This is a genomic window from Lysobacter sp. Soil_N_51, assembly GCF_057655755.1.
Genome location: NZ_JBDGLR010000006.1, coordinates 70,753 through 88,683, shown reverse-complemented (window position 1 = coordinate 88,683; position 17,931 = coordinate 70,753). Strand labels below are relative to the sequence as shown.

Annotated in this window: 15 protein-coding genes and 1 riboswitch; of the genes, 8 read left to right on the top strand and 7 right to left on the bottom strand. The window is 66.7% G+C overall.

Features of this window, described 5'->3' with window-relative positions; all coding sequences use genetic code 11:
- Window positions 1-7 precede the first annotated feature (7 nt).
- Window positions 8-266, top strand: a riboswitch (cobalamin riboswitch).
- A gap of 187 nt (window positions 267-453) precedes the next feature.
- A complete protein-coding gene (metE, locus tag AC3A4T_RS12380) occupies window positions 454-2,733 on the top strand; it encodes a 5-methyltetrahydropteroyltriglutamate--homocysteine S-methyltransferase (protein ID WP_487675664.1) in 2,280 nt (759 codons plus the stop codon).
- A 123-nt stretch (window positions 2,734-2,856) separates the two neighbouring features.
- Here the strand turns inward: metE and AC3A4T_RS12375 are convergent, their stop codons facing one another.
- From AC3A4T_RS12375 to gap, 3 genes are all read right to left on the bottom strand, one after another.
- Window positions 2,857-4,263, bottom strand: a complete 1,407-nt coding sequence (locus AC3A4T_RS12375) for a hypothetical protein (RefSeq protein ID WP_487675663.1) — start codon at window positions 4,261-4,263, stop codon at window positions 2,857-2,859.
- Window positions 4,260-4,928, bottom strand: coding sequence for an ATP-binding cassette domain-containing protein (locus tag AC3A4T_RS12370; RefSeq protein ID WP_487675662.1), 669 nt, complete (start codon window positions 4,926-4,928; stop codon window positions 4,260-4,262). The genes AC3A4T_RS12375 and AC3A4T_RS12370 overlap by 4 nt, the downstream gene beginning before the upstream one ends.
- A 388-nt stretch (window positions 4,929-5,316) precedes the next feature.
- Window positions 5,317-6,321, bottom strand: a complete 1,005-nt coding sequence (gene gap / locus AC3A4T_RS12365) for a type I glyceraldehyde-3-phosphate dehydrogenase (protein WP_487675661.1) — start codon at window positions 6,319-6,321, stop codon at window positions 5,317-5,319.
- Between the two features lie 240 nt (window positions 6,322-6,561).
- On the opposite strand from gap, the gene AC3A4T_RS12360 reads away from it, so the two are divergent.
- The 6 genes from AC3A4T_RS12360 to AC3A4T_RS12335 all read left to right on the top strand — a co-directional run bounded on the left by AC3A4T_RS12360 (window position 6,562) and on the right by AC3A4T_RS12335 (window position 11,689).
- Complete coding sequence (locus AC3A4T_RS12360) at window positions 6,562-7,185, top strand: OmpW/AlkL family protein (protein ID WP_487675660.1); 624 nt, start codon at window positions 6,562-6,564, stop codon at window positions 7,183-7,185.
- 296 nt (window positions 7,186-7,481) lie between these two features.
- Window positions 7,482-8,372 carry a S1/P1 nuclease gene (locus AC3A4T_RS12355; protein WP_487675659.1) on the top strand — a complete coding sequence of 297 codons (891 nt, stop codon included), beginning with the start codon at window positions 7,482-7,484 and terminating at the stop codon, window positions 8,370-8,372.
- Window positions 8,373-8,470: 98 nt separating this feature from the next.
- Entirely contained in the window at window positions 8,471-9,340 is an 870-nt protein-coding gene (locus AC3A4T_RS12350) for an MBL fold metallo-hydrolase (protein ID WP_487675658.1), read from the top strand.
- A gap of 237 nt (window positions 9,341-9,577) precedes the next feature.
- The gene (gene modA / locus AC3A4T_RS12345) at window positions 9,578-10,345 is read left to right on the top strand and encodes a molybdate ABC transporter substrate-binding protein (protein ID WP_487675949.1); all 768 of its coding nucleotides are present in this window, start codon (window positions 9,578-9,580) and stop codon (window positions 10,343-10,345) included.
- A gap of 10 nt (window positions 10,346-10,355) precedes the next feature.
- On the top strand, window positions 10,356-11,048 hold the full coding sequence (gene modB / locus AC3A4T_RS12340) for a molybdate ABC transporter permease subunit (protein ID WP_487675657.1): 693 nt from the start codon (window positions 10,356-10,358) through the stop codon (window positions 11,046-11,048).
- A gap of 8 nt (window positions 11,049-11,056) precedes the next feature.
- On the top strand, window positions 11,057-11,689 hold the full coding sequence (locus AC3A4T_RS12335) for a molybdenum ABC transporter ATP-binding protein (protein ID WP_487675656.1): 633 nt from the start codon (window positions 11,057-11,059) through the stop codon (window positions 11,687-11,689).
- 66 nt (window positions 11,690-11,755) lie between these two features.
- Here AC3A4T_RS12335 and AC3A4T_RS12330 read toward each other — a convergent pair whose 3' ends face one another.
- Window positions 11,756-12,892, bottom strand: coding sequence for a M56 family metallopeptidase (locus AC3A4T_RS12330; RefSeq protein WP_487675655.1), 1,137 nt, complete (start codon window positions 12,890-12,892; stop codon window positions 11,756-11,758).
- A 13-nt stretch (window positions 12,893-12,905) separates the two neighbouring features.
- Window positions 12,906-13,277 (bottom strand): BlaI/MecI/CopY family transcriptional regulator, encoded by a 372-nt coding sequence (locus AC3A4T_RS12325; RefSeq protein ID WP_487675654.1) that lies wholly within the window; start codon window positions 13,275-13,277, stop codon window positions 12,906-12,908.
- 194 nt (window positions 13,278-13,471) lie between these two features.
- Between AC3A4T_RS12325 and AC3A4T_RS12320 the strand changes: the two genes are divergently transcribed.
- Window positions 13,472-15,478, top strand: a complete 2,007-nt coding sequence (locus AC3A4T_RS12320) for an acetyl-CoA hydrolase/transferase C-terminal domain-containing protein (protein ID WP_487675653.1) — start codon at window positions 13,472-13,474, stop codon at window positions 15,476-15,478.
- 137 nt (window positions 15,479-15,615) lie between these two features.
- Here the strand turns inward: AC3A4T_RS12320 and AC3A4T_RS12315 are convergent, their stop codons facing one another.
- Window positions 15,616-16,104, bottom strand: a complete 489-nt coding sequence (locus AC3A4T_RS12315; RefSeq protein ID WP_487675652.1) for an REP-associated tyrosine transposase — start codon at window positions 16,102-16,104, stop codon at window positions 15,616-15,618.
- 374 nt (window positions 16,105-16,478) lie between these two features.
- Window positions 16,479-17,624: an acyltransferase family protein gene (locus AC3A4T_RS12310; protein ID WP_487675651.1), complete on the bottom strand. Its 1,146-nt coding sequence runs from the start codon at window positions 17,622-17,624 to the stop codon at window positions 16,479-16,481.
- Between the last annotated feature and the right edge of the window lie 307 nt (window positions 17,625-17,931).

Below are 17,931 nucleotides of genomic sequence, written 5' to 3'. Positions count from 1 at the left end.
ACACGCCGACCAAGGCAACCGCCGCGGCCGGCCAGAGGGAATCCGGTGCGAATCCGGAGCTGCCCCGCAGCGGTATGGGAAACGAACGGGTCTTGGCACTGGGCGGTACGCCTGGGAAGCGGCCCTACTAGGCAAAGGGCGAGGGTAGAGTTCAGAGCAGTGAGAAACGAGTAAGAGCTAGGTTTCTACTCGTTTCTCACTTTTCTGCACTCTACTTCTCGCTTCCAGTCCCGAGCCCGAAGACCTGCCGCGACCGGAGGGTTCGCCTTCCGTCCGACTCCGGTATCCGACCGCCTCGTGCCCGCACGCGGCGCGACAGGTGCCGGTTCGCCCGCGGGGGCGAAGGTCGAAGCCAAGGTTCGCGGCGAAGCCGGGCGCTGATCGCGCCGGGCCGGCGTGGCCGTGGTTTCCTTCGTTGCCCTGCGTCATGCCCACGCATCGCAGGTACTCATCATGATCAGCGTTACCCACCTCGGCTTCCCGCGCATCGGCGCGCGGCGCGAGCTCAAGCTGGCCCTGGAATCGTTCTGGAAAGGCGACACGCCTGCCCAGTCGCTGCACGCCACCGCCGCCTCGCTGCGCGAACGCCATTGGCGCCTCGCCCACGACGCCGGCGCGCACGTCGTGCCGTGCAACGATTTCTCACTCTACGACCACGTGCTCGACAACGCGGTGTTGTTCGACGCCATTCCGGCCTCGCACCGCGCGGCGTTCGAAGAAGATCCGCTGGGCGGCTATTTCGCCCTCGCCCGCGGCGTGCAGAACGGCCGCCGCGATCTGCGCGCGCTGGAAATGACCAAGTGGTTCGACACCAACTACCACTATCTGGTGCCGCAGTTCGAACCCGGCCAGCGCTTCGCCCTGCGCGGCGACAAGCCGCTGGCCGAACTGGCGCAGGCGCAGGCGTTGGGACTCGACGCGCGGCCGGTGCTGCTCGGCCCGGTGTCGTTCCTCAAGCTCGGCAAGCGCAACGACGGCGGCGACCCGCGCGAGTTGCTCGACGCCCTGCTGCCGGCCTACGCCGAACTGCTGGCCAAGCTCAAGGCGGCCGGCGCGCAGTGGGTGCAGTTGGACGAACCGACGCTGACCCTGGACCTGGACGACGCCGACCGCGCCGCGTTCCGTCGCGCCTATGCCGCGCTGGCCGAAGTCGATGCGCCGCGGCGCCTGCTGACCACGTACTTCGGCGCGCTCGGCGACAACGCCACCCTCGCCGCGCAACTGCCGGTGGAAGGTCTGCATGTCGATCTGGTGCGCGCACCACAGCAACTCGAAAGCCTGCTGCCGCTACTGCCGGAACAACGCGCGCTGAGCCTGGGCGTGGTCGACGGCCGCAACATCTGGCGCGCCGATCTCGACGCCGCGCTGAGCCTCGCCCGTCGCGCCGGCCCGCGGGCCACATGGCTGGCGCCGTCGTGCTCGCTGCTGCACGTGCCGACCGATATCGAACTGGAACGCAAACTGCCCACGCCGCTGCGCCACTGGATGGCCTACGCCAAGCAGAAGATCGAAGAACTGCATCTGCTCGCCGGCGTGCTCGGCGGCGATGCCGAGGCCGCGCGCGATCTCGCCTCCGCCGCCAGCGCGCGCGCCGCGCGTCTGGCCTCGCCGCTGCTGCGCAATGCGCAGGTGCGCAAGCGGCTGGCCGCGGTCGAACCGGCGATGGCCCGGCGCGTGTCGCCGTACGCCAAGCGCGCGCAACTGCAACAAGAACGCCTGAACCTGCCGCTGTTCCCGACCACCACCATCGGCTCGTTCCCACAGACCGCGCAGGTGCGGCGCGCGCGCGCCGAGCACAAGGCCGGCAAGCTCGACGACGCGGCGTATCAGGCGTTTCTGGAAAACGAAACCGCGCACTGCCTGCGCGAGCAGGAAGCGCTCGGCATCGACGTGCTGGTGCATGGCGAGTTCGAACGCAACGACATGGTCGAATACTTCGGCGAGCAACTCGACGGTTTCGCCTTCACCGCGCACGGCTGGGTGCAGAGCTACGGCTCGCGTTGCGTGAAGCCGCCGGTGCTGTTCGGCGACGTGGCGCGGCCGCGCGCGATGACGGTGGCATGGACGCGTTACGCGCAATCGCTGACCGCGCGTCCGGTCAAGGGCATGCTGACCGGGCCGGTGACGATCCTGCAATGGTCGTTCGTGCGCGACGATCAGCCGCGCGCCGACAGTTGCCGGCAGATCGCACTGGCTTTGCGCGAGGAAGTGCTGGACCTGGAAGCGGCCGGCATCGCGGTGATCCAGATCGACGAACCGGCGCTGCGCGAAGGCCTGCCGCTGCGCCGCGCCGACTGGCCGGCGTACTTGGCCTGGGCCGGCGAATCGTTCCGCCTGGCCGCCAGCGGCGTCGGCGATGCGACCCAGATCCACACCCACATGTGTTACGCCGAGTTCAACGACATCATCGAAGCGGTCGCGGCGCTGGACGCGGACGTGATCTCGATCGAGACCTCGCGTTCGCGCATGGAACTGCTCGATGCGTTCGCGCGTTATCGCTATCCCAACGGCATCGGCCCGGGCGTGTACGACATCCACTCCCCGCGCGTACCTAGCGAAACCGAGATGCGCGAGTTGCTCGACAAGGCGCTGGAGGTGCTCGATCCCGCGCAGTTGTGGGTCAATCCGGACTGCGGATTGAAGACCCGCGGCTGGCCGGAAGTGCGCGCGGCGTTGCAGGCGATGGTGCGGGCGGCGCAGGGGCTGCGCGAAGCGGCGCTGGCGACGGCCTGAGACGCGGGTCTTGAGCACACCGGACGCGCCGCGCAGGAGACGCGGCGCGTCCGGATTCGCGAACGTCAAGCCGCTTGAATCGTCCACGGCCGCGGCGGGTGCGGCTGCCGCGCGGCGCGGCCACTACGAAGCGGTTATCCAGGCGTACCAGGCGATCAGCAGGATCAGCCGCGCGGCGACCGCCGAACGCGCCCAGGTACTCAGCGTGATGGCGACGGTGGCGACGATCGCGCCGACCGCCGAGGCGACCGCCAAGGGCACGAAGCTGCCCGCCACCATCGCCTTGACGATCGCCGGCAACGCCATCGTCAACGACCACGCGATCCCGGCCACGACGAAAGCGAGACGCCGCAGCATCGGCGGACACGGCAGGGTCCGGGTCAATGCCAGCAGCGCGCGCGGTTCGCTGCGTCCGGCCTGCGCACACGCGCCGAAAATCAGCAGCAAGACCAGGGCCGGAGCGATCACACGAGAGAAATCGCCGACCACCCCGGCCAACGCGACGACCAAAGCCAGCAACCGCCAGGCCCGTCCGCGCCCGATCAAGCGGAACTCCGCGACCAGCACGCCGAGCCAAGGCATCGATGCCGCGCGGGCGGGCGCAGCATCTGCTTGCGCCGGCGGCGGCGGCCCGGCCGCGAACCGCGCGGCGATCCGGTCGCGCACGCTCCAACGCTTGCCCGGCCGATGCGGCCGGTACACGACGCCGGCGAGCGCGACCAACGCCAACGCCCATCCCGCCCACAGCAGCCGCGACGCGACATAGCTCGCCGACAGCAGGCCGCTGTTGACGTCGATGGCGATCCGATCCGCCGTCACCGGCGATCTGCCGATCGTGATGATCTGCAGCGCATCGTCCGGCAGGGTGTGGACGATCGGGCGCACGAACCCGGAAAAATCGAGCATGGCGGCGATGAAGCCGCGATCCAGCATCGAGCTGAGCGCCGACACGGTGATCGAGACGATCCACAGAATCAGAAATCCGACCTCGCCGAGCGCGCCGCGAGTGAGCGGCAGGCTATCGCACACGGCGCGCACCGCCGCCACGCCCATCAGCGCGGGCGCCGCGATCAGGCAAAGACTCAGGGCGATGTCGAGCGGACGTACTCCGTCGACCGCGCCGACCACCCAGGCCAGCAGACAACCGGCCAGCGTCAGCGCCGCCAGCACCGCCGCGAGCACGGCGCTATCGGCGCCGAAGCGCCCGAAGCCGATCGCGACCCGCGATGCCGCGGTCGTTTCCTCGATCTGCCAAGGCTGACGCCGCGTGGTGTTGGAACGCAGGTAAATGAAAACCACCGGAAGCAGCACGGTGGAGAGGATGACGCCGAGCGACAAACCGACCACCGCCGAGGTCAGCACCGGCGCCTTGCCGTTGACGACGATCGCCGCGCTCGCCGCGTCCTGGCCGGCGATCCAGTAGCGCGCGCTGACCGGCGCGACCAGCAACAGCAGCCACAACCCCCAACTGCGGCGGTAGCGCGCCAGCGAGGTCGCGAACGAGGAACGCGCGACCGCGAGCGCGCTCAAGCGACCTCCTGCTCGCCGCTCGCACGGGCGGAGCCGAGCACGCCGGCTTCGATCCGCAGCACATCCACCGCCCGCGGCGCGAGTTCGTCGGCGAGGTGGGTGGTCATCACCACGATCGCCTCGGCGGCGCGTTCGAGAATCAGCGCGCCGACCCGTTGCGCGGTGTCGCGGTCGAGTTCCGCGGTCGGCTCGTCGAGCGCGATCACCCGCGGCGCGCCGAGCATGGCCTGGGCGAAGATCAGCCGTCGCCGCATCCCGCCGGAGAAGGTCGCGATGGGACGGTTGATGTCGGCATGCAGGCCGATGCGCTCGGCGATCGCGCCGAACTGCAGATCCGCGGCGCTCAGGTCGAGCCCCTTCAACGCCGCCATGTGCATGGCGAATTCGCGCGCGCTGAGGTCGTCGGGCAGTTCCACGGCCTGCGGCGCGTAACCCAGCGTCTGCCGCAATTTGTCGCGCGCGCCCGGCAGCGGCTCGTCGTTCCAGACGACGCGACCGCTGCTCGGCTTCTCCGCGGTCGCGATCAGCCGCAGCAAGGTCGACTTGCCCGCGCCGCTGGGCCCGACCAGCAGGGTCAGACCGGGCGCGAAGCTGCAGCTCACGTTATTGAGAACCGGCTTGTTCCAGTAATACTTGAAGACGCCGTCCAGGACCAGCTTGCTCATATCGCCTCGATGTCCGCCACGATCCGTGCGGAACGGCGGAGGTTGAAGGGGTATCGGCCGCGACCGGAGCGCACGGGCGCTCCGACGGGCGATGTCGCTGCCGATACTCAGCCACTTCGGTGTGCAAGGAATTGGGACCCGTCCGAAAAGACATATTTTTTCTACCTTTTCGTGCCGACGCGGCACGTCGGTCGCCACAGCGCGGTGCGGACGCCCTCGTTTGGCGACGGACAAACAAGGATTTGTTGTCGCTGGCAGGCATCGTCAGCGCGCGTCCCCAAGCGGACAGCGAATCCCCCGCGCAAACGACCCGCCACAAACAAAAAGCCCCGCAATCGCGGGGCTTTTCGTCGATCGCCGCGATAACCGCCGGCGCGATCTTCGCGGCTTACTTGCCCGCGACGACCTTGACCATTTCCAGGCACTTGTTCGAATAGCCCCACTCGTTGTCGTACCAGCTCACCAGCTTGACGAAGGTGCCGTCGAGCGCGATGCCGGCTTCGGCGTCGAAGATCGAGGTGCGCGCGTCGCCGCGGAAGTCGGTCGCCACGACCTTGTCCTCGGTGTAGCCCAGCACGCCCTTCAGCGCGCCTTCGCTCTGTGCCTTCATTTCCGCGCAGATCTCGGCGTAGGTGGCTTCGCTGTTGAGCTCGACGGTCAGGTCGACCACCGACACGTCCGAGGTCGGCACGCGGAACGACATGCCGGTGAGCTTCTTGTTGAGCTCCGGGATCACCACGCCGACGGCCTTGGCCGCGCCGGTGCTCGACGGGATGATGTTTTCCAGGATGCCGCGGCCGCCGCGCCAGTCCTTGTTGCTCGGGCCGTCGACGGTCTTCTGGGTCGCGGTGGCGGCATGCACGGTGGTCATCAGGCCGCGCTTGATGCCCCACTTGTCGTTGATGACCTTGGCCAGCGGCGCCAGGCAGTTGGTGGTGCACGAGGCGTTGGAGACGATCGCCTCGCCCTTGTAGGTCTTGTCGTTGACGCCGAACACGAACATCGGGGTGTCGTCCTTCGACGGCGCCGACAGCACGACCTTCTTGGCGCCCGCGTCGAGGTGCTTCTGCGCGGTGACCTTGTCGAGGAACAGGCCGGTCGACTCGATCACCACTTCCGCGCCCACTTCGTCCCACTTCAGGTTGGCCGGATCGCGTTCCTGGGTCAGGCGGATCGGCTTGCCGTTGACGATCAGGGTGTTGCCTTCGACCTTGACCTCGCCCTTGAAACGGCCGTGGACGGAGTCGTACTGCAGCATGTAGGCCAGGTAATCCGGCTCGAGCAGGTCGTTGATGGCGACGATCTCGATCTCGCTGCCGAAGTTCTGCACGGCAGCGCGCAGGACGTTGCGTCCGATGCGGCCGAAGCCGTTGATGCCTACCTTGATCGTCATTGAGCTAACTCCTGCGGCCGCGCGTGCGGTTCGAAGTGGGGAAACCGCCATTCTAGCAAGGCGTGGCCGGCGTCGCAGTCCGGCCGCTGCCCTGGCGAGAGCCAGCGTGAGCGCGCGCGAGACTGAGACGAGAATCAAGGTTTGCCGTTCTAATGCATATTTAGAGTGCCAAACAGGCCAAGGCCTGTTCAGCAAGATTACAATTCCGGCACTCACCGACGAACCTAGGGGACTCAAGGAATGAACCATCGACTGATCGGCGCCGCCGTCGCCGCGGCCCTCGCCTGCGCGGCCCAGCCCGCCCTGGCCCAGCAGGCCGGCACTTACACCCTGGGCATCGGCGCCCACCAGGTCACGCCCAAGTCCGACAACGGCAGCCTGCTCGGGGGCACCGCGCAATTGGAAATCGGCGACGACGTCCAGCCGACCATCACCTTCGAATACTTCATCCGCGAGAACCTCGGCATCGAAGTGCTGGCAGCCACGCCGTTCAAGCACGACATCGAGATCAAGGGCCTGGGCAAGGTCGGCTCGACCAAGCACCTGCCGCCGGTGATCTCGCTGCAGTACCACTGGAACAGCCGCGGCACGGTCTCGCCGTTCGTCGGCGTGGGCATCAACTACACGACCTTCTTCAGCGAGAAGACCAGCGGCCCGCTGCGCGGCAACGACCTCAAGCTGGACGATTCGGTCGGCGTCGCCGCGCACCTGGGCATCGACTTCATCCTCACCGAGCGCAGCTCGATCCGGGTGGATGCGCGCTGGATCGACATCGAGAGCGACGTCGAACTCAACGGCGAGAAGATCGGCAAGGCGGATATCGATCCGGCCGTGTTCGGTCTGGCGTACGTGATGAAGTTCTGAGCGGGTCGGGCGGCGGTTGATGCGGCTTCGCGGCCGCGTGACTGTACGAATTCATGCCGTCGCCTTTCGTGGCCTTTGTGATTCGCCCCCTTTGAAAAAGGGGGCCGGGATCGCGTAGCGATCGCGGGGGGATTTGCTTTTGCTTTTGCTTGCGGCCGGAAAATCAAAGGCAAAAGCGAATCCCCCCTGCCCCCCCCTTTTGCAAAGGGGGGAAAAGCACGGCGGGCTCGCCGCCGTTGCTCGCACCGCCACGTTCGGACAGCGGCCGCCGCGGCCGCTCCGGTAAAGTGGCGGCCATGAAAAACATGCCGATCGACGCCTCGCGTCCTGCCCGCCATCGCCTGCGGCGGTTCGCCGCGCTGCTGCTCCTGCTGCCGCTCAACGCCCTCGCCTGGGGGCCGCAGGGCCATCGCCTGGTCGCCGCGCTGGCCTGGGACGACTTGCGTCCCGACGTACGCAGCCAGATCCAGCAACTGCTGGCCGGCGAACCCGATGCGGCGTCGAGCGACGATCCGCTGCCCGCCATCGCCAACTGGGCCGACGAGCTGCGCGCCAACGACCCCGACCTCGGCCGGCGCAGCGGCAAGTGGCATTACGTCAACATCGCCGAGGACGACTGCCATTACGACGCCACCCGCCACTGCCCGGGCGGCAACTGCGTGGTCGAGGCGATCCGCGCCCAGGCCGCGATCCTGGCCGATCGCAGCAAGTCGCAGGCCGAGCGCGTACAGGCGCTGAAGTTCGTGGTCCATTTCGTCGGCGATGTGCATCAACCGCTGCACGCCGGGTTCGCCCACGACAAGGGCGGCAACGATTTCCAGCTGTCGATCCCGGGCCAGCCCGCGCGCCCGGACGGCTACGGCGCCAATCTGCATTCGCTGTGGGACAGCACCATGTTGTCGATGAACAAGCTCAAGGACGACGCCTACCTCGAGCGCCTGCGCAAGATCGAAGTACCGCGGATCAGCGGCGCCGGTCTGCCGCCGGATTCGTCGGGCTGGGCCGAAAGCTCGTGCAAGCTGGTGCTGCAGCCGGGGTTCTATCCGCTCACGCCGTCGGGCAAGCCCGCGCATAAATTGCCGGCCGACTACGTCACCACCTGGCGCCCGGTCGCCGAAACCCAGTTGCGTATGGGCGGCGAGCATCTGGCCGAAGTGCTCAACGCGGCGTTCGCCAAGCCGCGCTGAGCCGCAACCGGGGATGCAGCGCGTCCCCTGATCTGCCCGCGCCGCGTTGCTACCCATACGCTTGCCAGCCGCGCCCGTCGTTCGTCCAGGAGATCCGCATGTCGCCGCAGGTCGTGCCGTTCCACCACGCCGATACCGGCACCTGGTCCTACCTCGTGGCCGATCCGGTCAGCGGCGCGGCGGCGATCATCGATCCGGTGCTCGACTTCGACCCGCGCGCCGGCCGCACCGCGGCCGACAGCGCGCAACGGCTGCTGAGCGAAGCGCGCGAGCGCGGATGGCGAATCGACTGGTTGCTGGAAACCCACGCCCACGCCGATCACCTCAGCGCCGCGCACGCCTTGCGCCAGCGCCTGCAGGCCGATGGCGGACACGCGCCGCAACTGGCGATCGGCCGCCGCATCGGCGAGGTGCGGCGTTTCTTCGCGCCGGTGTTCGGCCTGGCCGAAACCGAGGCGTCCGGTTTCGATCGATTGTTCGACGACGACGACACGTTTGCCGTGGGCGACCTGCCGGCGCAGGCGATTCCGGTGCCCGGCCACACCCAGGACAGCCTCGCGTATCTGATCGGCGATGCCTTGTTCACCGGCGACTCGCTGTTCCTGCCCGACAGCGGCACCGCGCGCTGCGACTTTCCCGGCGGCGACGCGGCGATGCTGTATCAGTCGATCCAGCGCCTGTACCGATTGCCCGACGCCACCCGCGTATTCGTCTGCCACGACTACGGCGCCGGCGGCCGCGAGGTCGCCTGCGAAACCACGATCGGCGAACAGAAACGCAGCAATATCCACGTCCGCGCCGACACCGCCGAGGCCGAATTCGTCGCCCTGCGCGAAGCGCGCGACGCGACCCTGGCGGTGCCGGCGCTGATTCTGCCGGCCTTGCAGGTCAATCTGCGCGGCGGCGCGCTGCCCGAGCCCGAGGGCAACGGCGTACGCTATCTGAAACTGCCGCTCGATCAGTTTTGAACCACGTTCGCGCGGCGCGCTCGCGGCGTAGCTCGCGCGGGCCGCTGGCGGCTGATCGCGCCGGGCCAAGCGCGGCCGGCGCGCCGGGTGCGCCAGGTCGAATCGATCCGGATGATCCAGGCGCGCTGACCGACGCGCATCCCACCCTCACCTGCGGGCGGTACTCTTCCTGCACCCCCATCGAACAGGCTCGTCATGAACCCGATTCGTCGTCGTTGGCTGCAAACCCTGTGCTCCATGGCCTGGCTGCTCGCCGCAGGTTTCGCCGCCGCGCAGACGCCGGCCGCCGCGGCGCCGGGCACGGCGGCACCGATCACCGTGTTCGCCGCCGCCAGCCTCAAGGAATCCTTCGACGAAGCCGCGGCCGCTTACCAGAAAGCCAGCGCGCAACCGGTACGGGTGTCGTACGCCGCCAGCTCCGCGCTCGCCCGTCAGATCGAACAGGGCGCGCCGGCCGACGTGTTCGTCTCCGCCGATCTGGACTGGATGGACTATCTGCGCGAACGCAAGCTGATCGACAACGGCAGCCGGCGCAATCTGCTCGGCAACACCCTGGTGTTGATCGCGCCGAAGACCAGCAAAGCCAAGGCCGTCGTGCTCAAACCCGGCGTCAAGCTGCTGCCGCTGCTCGGCGACGGCCGCATCGCCCTGGCGCTGACCGCGAGCGTGCCGGCCGGCAAGTACGCGCGCGCGGCCTTCATCTCGCTGGGCATGTGGGATCAACTGCAGCCCAAGGTCGCCGAAGCCGAGAACGTGCGCGCCGCGCTGATGCTGGTCGCGCGCGGCGAAGCCCCGCTCGGCGTGGTCTACGGCAGCGACGCCAAGGCCGAGCCGAACGTGCGCGTGCTGGCGACGTTTCCTTCCAACAGCCATCCGCCGATCCTCTATCCGATCGCGCGATTGAACGCGAGCAAGCAGCCCAACGCGGCCGCATTCGTGAAATGGCTCAAGTCGCCGGCCGCGAGCGCGATCTTCCGCCGCCACGGCTTCGCCACACTCAACTGACCGCGCCTCGATGTTCGACTTCAGCCCGGCCGAACTCACCGCGATCGCGTTGAGCCTGAAGGTCGCCACGGTCGCCACCGTGTGCAGCCTGCCGTTCGGCGTCGCGCTCGGCTGGCTGCTGGCGCGCACGCGCTTTCCCGGCAAGCTGCTGTTCGACACCTTGCTGTATCTGCCGCTGGTGCTGCCGCCGGTGGTCACCGGTTACGCCCTGCTGATCGCGTTCGGCTCGCAAGGGCCGATCGGCCGCTTCCTCGCCGAGTATCTGCATATCAGTTTCGCGTTCCGCTGGACCGGCGCCGCGCTGGCCAGCGCGATCATGGGCTTTCCGCTGATGGTGCGCGCGATCCGGCTGTCGATCGAAGCGGTCGATCAGCGTCTCGAACAAGCCGCCTCGACCCTCGGCGCCAACCGCTGGCGGGTGGTCTTCGGCGTGACTCTGCCATTGGCATGGCCGGGGCTGATGGCCGGCGCAGTGTTGTCGTTCGCCAAGGCATTGGGCGAATTCGGCGCGACCATCACCTTCGTGTCGAACATCCCCGGCGAAACCCAGACCCTGTCGTCGGCGATCTACGGCCTGATGCAGGTGCCCGGCGGCGAGTCGGGCGTGCTGCGGCTAGCGGTGGTAGCGGTGGCGATTTCGTTCGCCGCGGTGCTGGTGTCGGAATGGCTGGTGCAACGCCAGCGCGCGAGTGCACAGCGATGAACGCGATGATGAACGCCGCAAGCTTCCTGATCGACGTCGAACTACGCCGCGGCGGCTTTACCCGCTCGTTCGCGATCCGCAGCGAGCAGCGCGTGATCGCGGTGGTCGGTGATTCCGGCGCCGGCAAGACCTCGTTGCTGCATGCGATCGCCGGCCTGTTGCGGCCGCAGCGCGGGCGCATCGAAATCGCCGGCCGCTGTCTGTACGACAGCGCCGCGCGCATCGATCTGCCGGCGCATCGTCGTCATATCGGCTATGTGTTCCAGGACGCGCGCCTGTTTCCGCACCTGGACGTGCGCCGCAACCTGCTTTACGGATTACGAGGCGAGGCGAAACGCGCGCCGCGCTTCGAACTCGACGCGATCGTCGAACTGCTCGGCATCGGCCCGCTGCTGCAACGCGGCACCGCCGGCCTGTCGGGCGGCGAAATGCAGCGCGTCGCGCTCGGCCGCGCCCTGCTCTCGCAGCCGCGCATCCTGCTGCTGGACGAACCGCTGTCGATGCTGGACATGAACCGCCGCGACGAATTGCTGCCGTACCTGCAACGCGTGCGCGACGAGACCTCGTTGCCGATGATCTACGTCAGCCATTACCCCGACGAGGTGCGGCGTATCGCCGACGAGGTCCACGCACTGGATTGAGCGCGCCACCGGCACGGGCCGCACTCGGGATCGCAACGGCGAACGTACCGACCTTGCCGGCTGCATCTAGCGGCGCGTACGCGGCCGAGCATCGGGGATGAATTTGACCCGATCGCCGTCGTACTGCGCCCGCATTCCGGACTCTTCTTCCACGATCCCGAATATCGTGCGGGCCTCGACGTGGGTCAGGCTGGCAATGATGGTTCTTCGGCTGTTGTCGAGCGCCTCGGGATTCACGAGCACCAATCCGGCCTGAGTCGCGGCCTGCACCGCCATCTCGCGCGCGGTTATGGTGCCGGGGTAAGTCTGCACCGTGACCAGCCGATCGGCGGATGCGGTGGGCGGCTGCGCGGCCCAGGCTCCGAAGGCCGCGGCGCCGCCGATCGAGACCAACACGACGACTCCCAAACGAGTCCGCGCCAAGGCGGGCAATGGCTTCTTAAGCATGACGATCCTCTCGGTGATGGGGTGGGCGCTCGCCCACGAGCAGGCCAGCGGCAGCGGACCGCCGCGCAATGCGCTTTTGAACATGGCCTCGGCATAACTGCGCCTCGCGTTCGGCCGGCGACGCAGTACGTGCAGGTCGCAAGCCATCTCCTGGTCCGCGCGAAAAGGGCGCAGGGCGTAGTGCAGCAAGGGGTTGAACCAGCACAGGCACGACCACGCGGCAACCAGCGCATTGATCAGCAGGTCGCCGCGCGCGATATGGCCACGCTCGTGCATGACGACCAATGCGCGCTGCTCGGGATCGAAGCGCCGATCGAAATCCTCGGGCACCACGACCTTCGGACGGATCAGGCCGAATGCGGCCGGCAGGCCATGGTCGCTGCACGCCTCGTACAACCCATCCTCGCGGCGGCGCAGAGCGCCCAGACCACGTTCGAAACGACGCTGCTGCGTTATCGTGCGCAGGCTCATGGCCACTGCGCCGAGCGCCCAGATCAGGCCGAGCCACAGCCACAGGGTTTCGTCGGCGGATCGCGACAAGGCTTGATCGAAGACCGCCGGCGGCGCGGCAATCGCGCTCCATCGCATCGGCACCGAGGGTTCCGGCGCGGCGGGCAGCATCACCGCGATCGTCGTCAGCGGCACGATCAGCCACGACGCGTAGGCCACGTCCGCGCCGAGCCAATGCCGCATCGGCGTGCGCACCACCAACACCAGCGCGATCGCGGCGCTCATCGCGACGCTGACCTCGAACAAGCCTCCGATCAGTTCAGCGCTGCTCATCGTCGAGTTCCTCGAGCAGCTTGCGCAATTCGGCGATGTCCTTGCGGCTGAGCTTGCGATGCGCACTGAAGTGCGCGACCAGCGGCGCGACCCGCCCGCCGAATAAACGTTCGAGCAGCCCCTGGCTTTCGCCCAGCATCCAGTCCTCGCGTTGCAGCACCGGCGCATACAGATAGCGCCGCCCGTCCTTTTCGGCCTGGATCGCGCCCTTGTTCAACAATCGATTGAGCAAGGTCTTGATCGTGGCTTCCTGCCAGGACTGCTGGTCGGCCAGCGCGGCGACCACCTCCTCTGCGCTGAGCGGATGTCGGCTCCACAGCACCTGCATCACCGCCGATTCGGCTTCGCTGATCTGCATTGTTTACACCTGTAATTTCTTTCCAGATTACACGCGTAATCGTTTAATGCAAGTGCCCCGGCCGCCTACCGGTCTCCACTGCGGCCTCCGGACCCGCCGCTGCGTTGAGCGGGCGTGGCGCCCGCGCGCACCTAGGCCCACGCCCCGCCCCGTGATTGCGTCGCGCTTGCGGAGCCGGTGCCATACTGGCCCGTATGAATACGCCCCTGCATTTCGATTCCCTGACCGACGCCGTCGACTTCCTCTACCAGCGCCTGCCCGGCCCGCTGCATGTCGGCGCGCCACTCGGCCTGGGCAAGCCGCACCGGCTGCTCAATGCCCTGTACGAGCGCGCCGAAGGCGACAGCACGCGGGCGTTGCATCTGTACACCGCGCTGTCGCTGGATCCGCCGGGCGCGGGCAAGGGGCTGGAAGGACGTTTCATCGGGCCGTTCGCGCAACGCCATTTCGGCGACGACTTCCCGCGCCTGCGCTATGTGCAGGCGCTCAAGCGCAACAGCTTGCCGGCGCATGTCGAGATCGAAGAGTTCTACCTGCAATCGGGCGCGCTGCTCAACGCCAGCGCGACCCAGCGCCGTTACGCCAGCCTGAACTACACCCACGTCGCGCGCGCATTGGCCGATCGCGGGGTCAACGCGATCGTGCAGAAAGTCGCCGCCGATCCGAACGGCGGGACGCGCCTGTCGCTGTCGTGCAATACCGACCTGACCTTCGATGCGGTCGACGCGATCGTCGCGCGCGGCCTGCCGCGGCCGGTATTGATCGCCGAGGTCGACCCGCAGTTGCCGTGGCTCGACGGCAGCGCCGCGGTCGAAGCGGATTTCTTCGATGCGGTGGTGACGCCGCCGGGACCGTATCCGAAACTGTTCGGCCTGCCGCGGCAACCGGTCAGCGATGCCGATTACGCCATCGGTTTCTATGCCAGCACCCTGGTGCGCGACGGCGGCACCTTGCAGATCGGCATCGGCACGCTGGCCGATGCGCTGTGTCATGCGCTGGCGCTGCGGCATACCGACAATGCGGCGTATCTGCGGGTGATTGCGGCGTTGGGGGTTGGGGCGACGGCGGAAGCCGCGCCGCTCGGTCAAACCGCTTCGAGCGAGGTTGACCTGGTCGCAGACCGTAACGCGAAGGCGCCGGTTGCGCCGCTCGGACCGTTCAGCATCGGGCTTTTTGGCTGTTCCGAAATGATCAACGAAGGCTTCCGGCGATTGGTCGAAGTCGGCGTGATCAAGCGCAAGGTCGTCGACGATCTGGAGCTGATGCGCCGCGTGCACGACGACAACGCCAGTTCCGAAGACCTAGCCCGGCTTGAGCGCGAAGGCGAATTCCTGCAAGGCGGCTTCTACCTGGGCTCGCCGGATTTCTACGAGTGGCTGCGGCATCTGCCCGAGGACCAGCGCCGCGGCATCAGCATGCGCCGGATCAGCGAGGTCAACGAACTGTACGGCGGCAACGAAACCCTGGAACGTCTGCAACGCCGCGACGCGCGCTTCTTCAACAGTTGCATGATGGCCACCGCGCTCGGCGCGGCGGTGTCGGATACGCTCGACGACGGCCGGGTGGTGTCGGGCGTCGGCGGGCAATACAACTTCGTCGCGATGGCCCACGCGCTGCCCAACGCGCGCTCGGTGCTTATGCTGCGCGCCAGCCGCGAGAGCGGCGGCGAGCTGCGTTCGAACGTGGTCTGGAACTACGCCCAGACCACCATCCCGCGTCATCTGCGCGATATCTACATCACCGAGTACGGCATCGCCGACCTGCGCGGCAAGACCGACGAAGACTGCATCCGCGCGATGGCCGCCGTCGCCGAGTCGCGCTTCGTCGCCGGCCTGCTGTCGACCGCGATGGACAGCGGCAAACTGCCGCGGTTCGTGCCGCGCGTAAGCACCCACAACAACCCCGAGCGCCTGCGCGAAACGCTGGCGCCGTTCCGCCGCGACGGCACCCTGCCCGACTACCCGCTCGGCAGCGACTTCGACGCGGTCGAGCAACGGCTGATCAAGGCGCTGGGCTGGTTGAAGGCCAACACGGCAACAAAGGGCGCGAAGATGAAAACCGTGCTGCGTGCGCTGTTCGCGCCGTCAAGCAAGGACCACGAGGCCTTGCAGCGCATGGGCCTGGAGCAACCGTCCGGCCTGGGCGAGCGTGTCGAAGCCAAGCTGGTTGCGCTGGGTTTGCGCGACAGCGCGGCGCACTGATCGAAGAGCGTCGGGGCTGAAGCCCCTCCCACAGAAAACCTCGAAGCGATGCGGTTGGTGCGACTGACGCATGCAATTCGCAGGAGCGATGAAGCAGCCTACCATCCCGAATCAGCAGGATTTTTGTGGGAGGGGCTTCAGCCCCGACGCTTTTGTTCCAGCCACACCGCATCCCAATACGGATAGTCTCCGATCCGCTGCACCAAACCAGCCCGCTTCGGATTGGCGACGATGTAGCGCGCCGCCTGCAACACATCTTCGTCTTCGCGCAAGGCATGATCGTGGAAACCCGGCGCCCACACCATTCCCTTGCGGTGCAGACTGCGATTGACCGCTCGCGCGGCTCGGCCTTTCAATGAGGCGACCACGCTTTGCAGACGAATGTCGCTGCTCAGTTCGATCAGGCCATGCCAGTGATCGGGCATCAGCACCCAGCACAGCAAGCTCGCTCCCAGCCATTTCTCGGGATCGGCGATGGCGCGCGCGGCGATGTCGGCACAGTGGTCGCTGGCGAAGATGCGACGGCGGCGGATACAGACGGTCGTGACCAGGTAGATGCGTTGTTGTTCGGACCAGCGGCCGCGTCGGATCGCTCGATAGCCTGGCTGAGGATCGGGTGAGTTCATGCAGGCATGATTGGCCCGCACGCATCTACTTTCTATCAGGCTTGATTGCGCTGCCGGATCGGAAAATCCCTAAGCGCGTCTGGCATGGAGCGTGCGATGCGTCTGAGCGAAAAACGTCGGAGCTGAAGCCCCACCCACAAAAGACTTCGCAGCTTCGCGATTGATGCGGTTGGCGCTATTGGCATCGCCATGGTCTTTCACGTGGCGTTGTGCGTGGCAAGTACGATCGACACACAAGCATGACCCAGCCACGCAGCGGCGGACCGCCACGCATCTATAGGATCTTGTGGGACGGACTTCGAAACCGACGCTTTCCGCTCAGCCGCCTCGGAACCCACACAAAAGAAACCAAACGATCCGAAGCGACCACGAACTCAAGACGCCAGCCCGCTCGCCCCACGTTCGTCCGCAACCGGCGCCCGCCGCGCCCGCACCCACGCAAACAACCGATGCCCCAGCCGAATGCCTGGCTTCTCGATAAAGCGATAGGTCAGCCACGAGGCCGGAACGACCAGCGCCAGACTCAAGCCGAGGCAGGCGAAGTACGCGGTGCCCTCCGGCAGCGCCGCATAGAACTTCGCGAACACGCCGTACGATCGCGACACCACGAACGGATGCACCAGGTACAAGGAATAGCTGATCGTGCCGAGAAAACAGGTCGCGCGATTGACCAGCACGCGGTTGCTCGCCAACAGCAGGCCGAGCAGCATCAGGCCGTAGAACAGCGCCGACAGGTACCAGCTGTCGACAATCCCCGGAATCGGCGGCAGGCGGCCGTAGAACAACAAGCACTGCGCCAGCACGCCCAGCAACAGCAGACTCACGCCGAGGATGTGTTTGCGCCGCTGCGGCAATTCGCGCAAGCGCCGCCACACTTCGAACAATACGCAGCCCAACGCGAACACCGGCAATTGCCGCAGCAGGCCGACGTGCCCGCCGAAATGCGCCCAGCCGGCCGGCAATCCGGTCTTGGCCCACAAGGCCAGCAGATAACTCAACACCAGTAGCGCGAGTTGCGCCCATAGGCCTCGCACGTACAGGGCGATCAACGGGAAGATCGCGTAGAACAGCATCTCCACGCCGATCGTCCAACTGCCCATGACGATGCCCTGCTGCCATTGCGGCGACAGGCCGAACAGCAGCGAGTAGTTCCAGGCCACTTCGTCGTATCCACGCAAGGGCACGGCGCGGAACTGGTCCTTGAACACCATCACGCTTAGCAAGGCCAGCATCAACGGTGCGATCCGAGCCAGGCGGCTGAGATAGAAACTGCGTAGCGGCAACCCGGATGCGGCATGACGCGGCCAGGTCAGGCACAGCGAGAACGCGCTCATTACGAAGAACAGCACCACGCCGCTGCCGCCCATGCCGACGATCGGTAGCGCCCAGGCCGGCACCGACAGATCCGGGTCGGGCATCGCCATGACGTGGTAGATCACCACGTACAGCGCTGCGATGCCGCGCAGGGCGTCGAGTTGAGGCAGACGCTGAGTTAACTCACCTGAATAGTCTTTCGACATCCGCACCGACTCCGACCGGCAAAAGAGCACTGAAATAATTTTTGGCCCCCGTGAATGCCAAGCGCGACACGGGAATCATGAACCAGCAACCATCGACAAGAATACAACTTGATTAAATATTATGAGCGAAATCCGTCATAACTCTCAATGTTTTTTCGTCTCGACCGGAGCTGCAGGCACAAAAAACATATGCCTGACAACATCGACTACAAGTCAAGCCAGCCAGTCAGATCGAGTCGAGTCGAGCCACAGAAATAACTCTAATTTTCATCAGAATATCCACCTAGATAAAATTAGCAGTTCTCGA

Excerpts from the sequence above, each read along its gene's own strand:
- metE (WP_487675664.1), top strand. The coding sequence starts at position 454 with ATGATCAGCGTTACCCACCTCGGCTTCCCGCGCATCGGCGCGCGGCGC.
- AC3A4T_RS12370 (WP_487675662.1), bottom strand. The coding sequence starts at position 4,928 with ATGAGCAAGCTGGTCCTGGACGGCGTCTTCAAGTATTACTGGAACAAG.
- gap (WP_487675661.1), bottom strand. The coding sequence starts at position 6,321 with ATGACGATCAAGGTAGGCATCAACGGCTTCGGCCGCATCGGACGCAAC.
- AC3A4T_RS12360 (WP_487675660.1), top strand. The coding sequence starts at position 6,562 with ATGAACCATCGACTGATCGGCGCCGCCGTCGCCGCGGCCCTCGCCTGC.
- AC3A4T_RS12355 (WP_487675659.1), top strand. The coding sequence starts at position 7,482 with ATGAAAAACATGCCGATCGACGCCTCGCGTCCTGCCCGCCATCGCCTG.
- AC3A4T_RS12350 (WP_487675658.1), top strand. The coding sequence starts at position 8,471 with ATGTCGCCGCAGGTCGTGCCGTTCCACCACGCCGATACCGGCACCTGG.
- modA (WP_487675949.1), top strand. The coding sequence starts at position 9,578 with ATGGCCTGGCTGCTCGCCGCAGGTTTCGCCGCCGCGCAGACGCCGGCC.
- modB (WP_487675657.1), top strand. The coding sequence starts at position 10,356 with ATGTTCGACTTCAGCCCGGCCGAACTCACCGCGATCGCGTTGAGCCTG.
- AC3A4T_RS12335 (WP_487675656.1), top strand. The coding sequence starts at position 11,057 with ATGAACGCCGCAAGCTTCCTGATCGACGTCGAACTACGCCGCGGCGGC.
- AC3A4T_RS12325 (WP_487675654.1), bottom strand. The coding sequence starts at position 13,277 with ATGCAGATCAGCGAAGCCGAATCGGCGGTGATGCAGGTGCTGTGGAGC.
- AC3A4T_RS12320 (WP_487675653.1), top strand. The coding sequence starts at position 13,472 with ATGAATACGCCCCTGCATTTCGATTCCCTGACCGACGCCGTCGACTTC.
- AC3A4T_RS12315 (WP_487675652.1), bottom strand. The coding sequence starts at position 16,104 with ATGAACTCACCCGATCCTCAGCCAGGCTATCGAGCGATCCGACGCGGC.
- AC3A4T_RS12310 (WP_487675651.1), bottom strand. The coding sequence starts at position 17,624 with ATGTCGAAAGACTATTCAGGTGAGTTAACTCAGCGTCTGCCTCAACTC.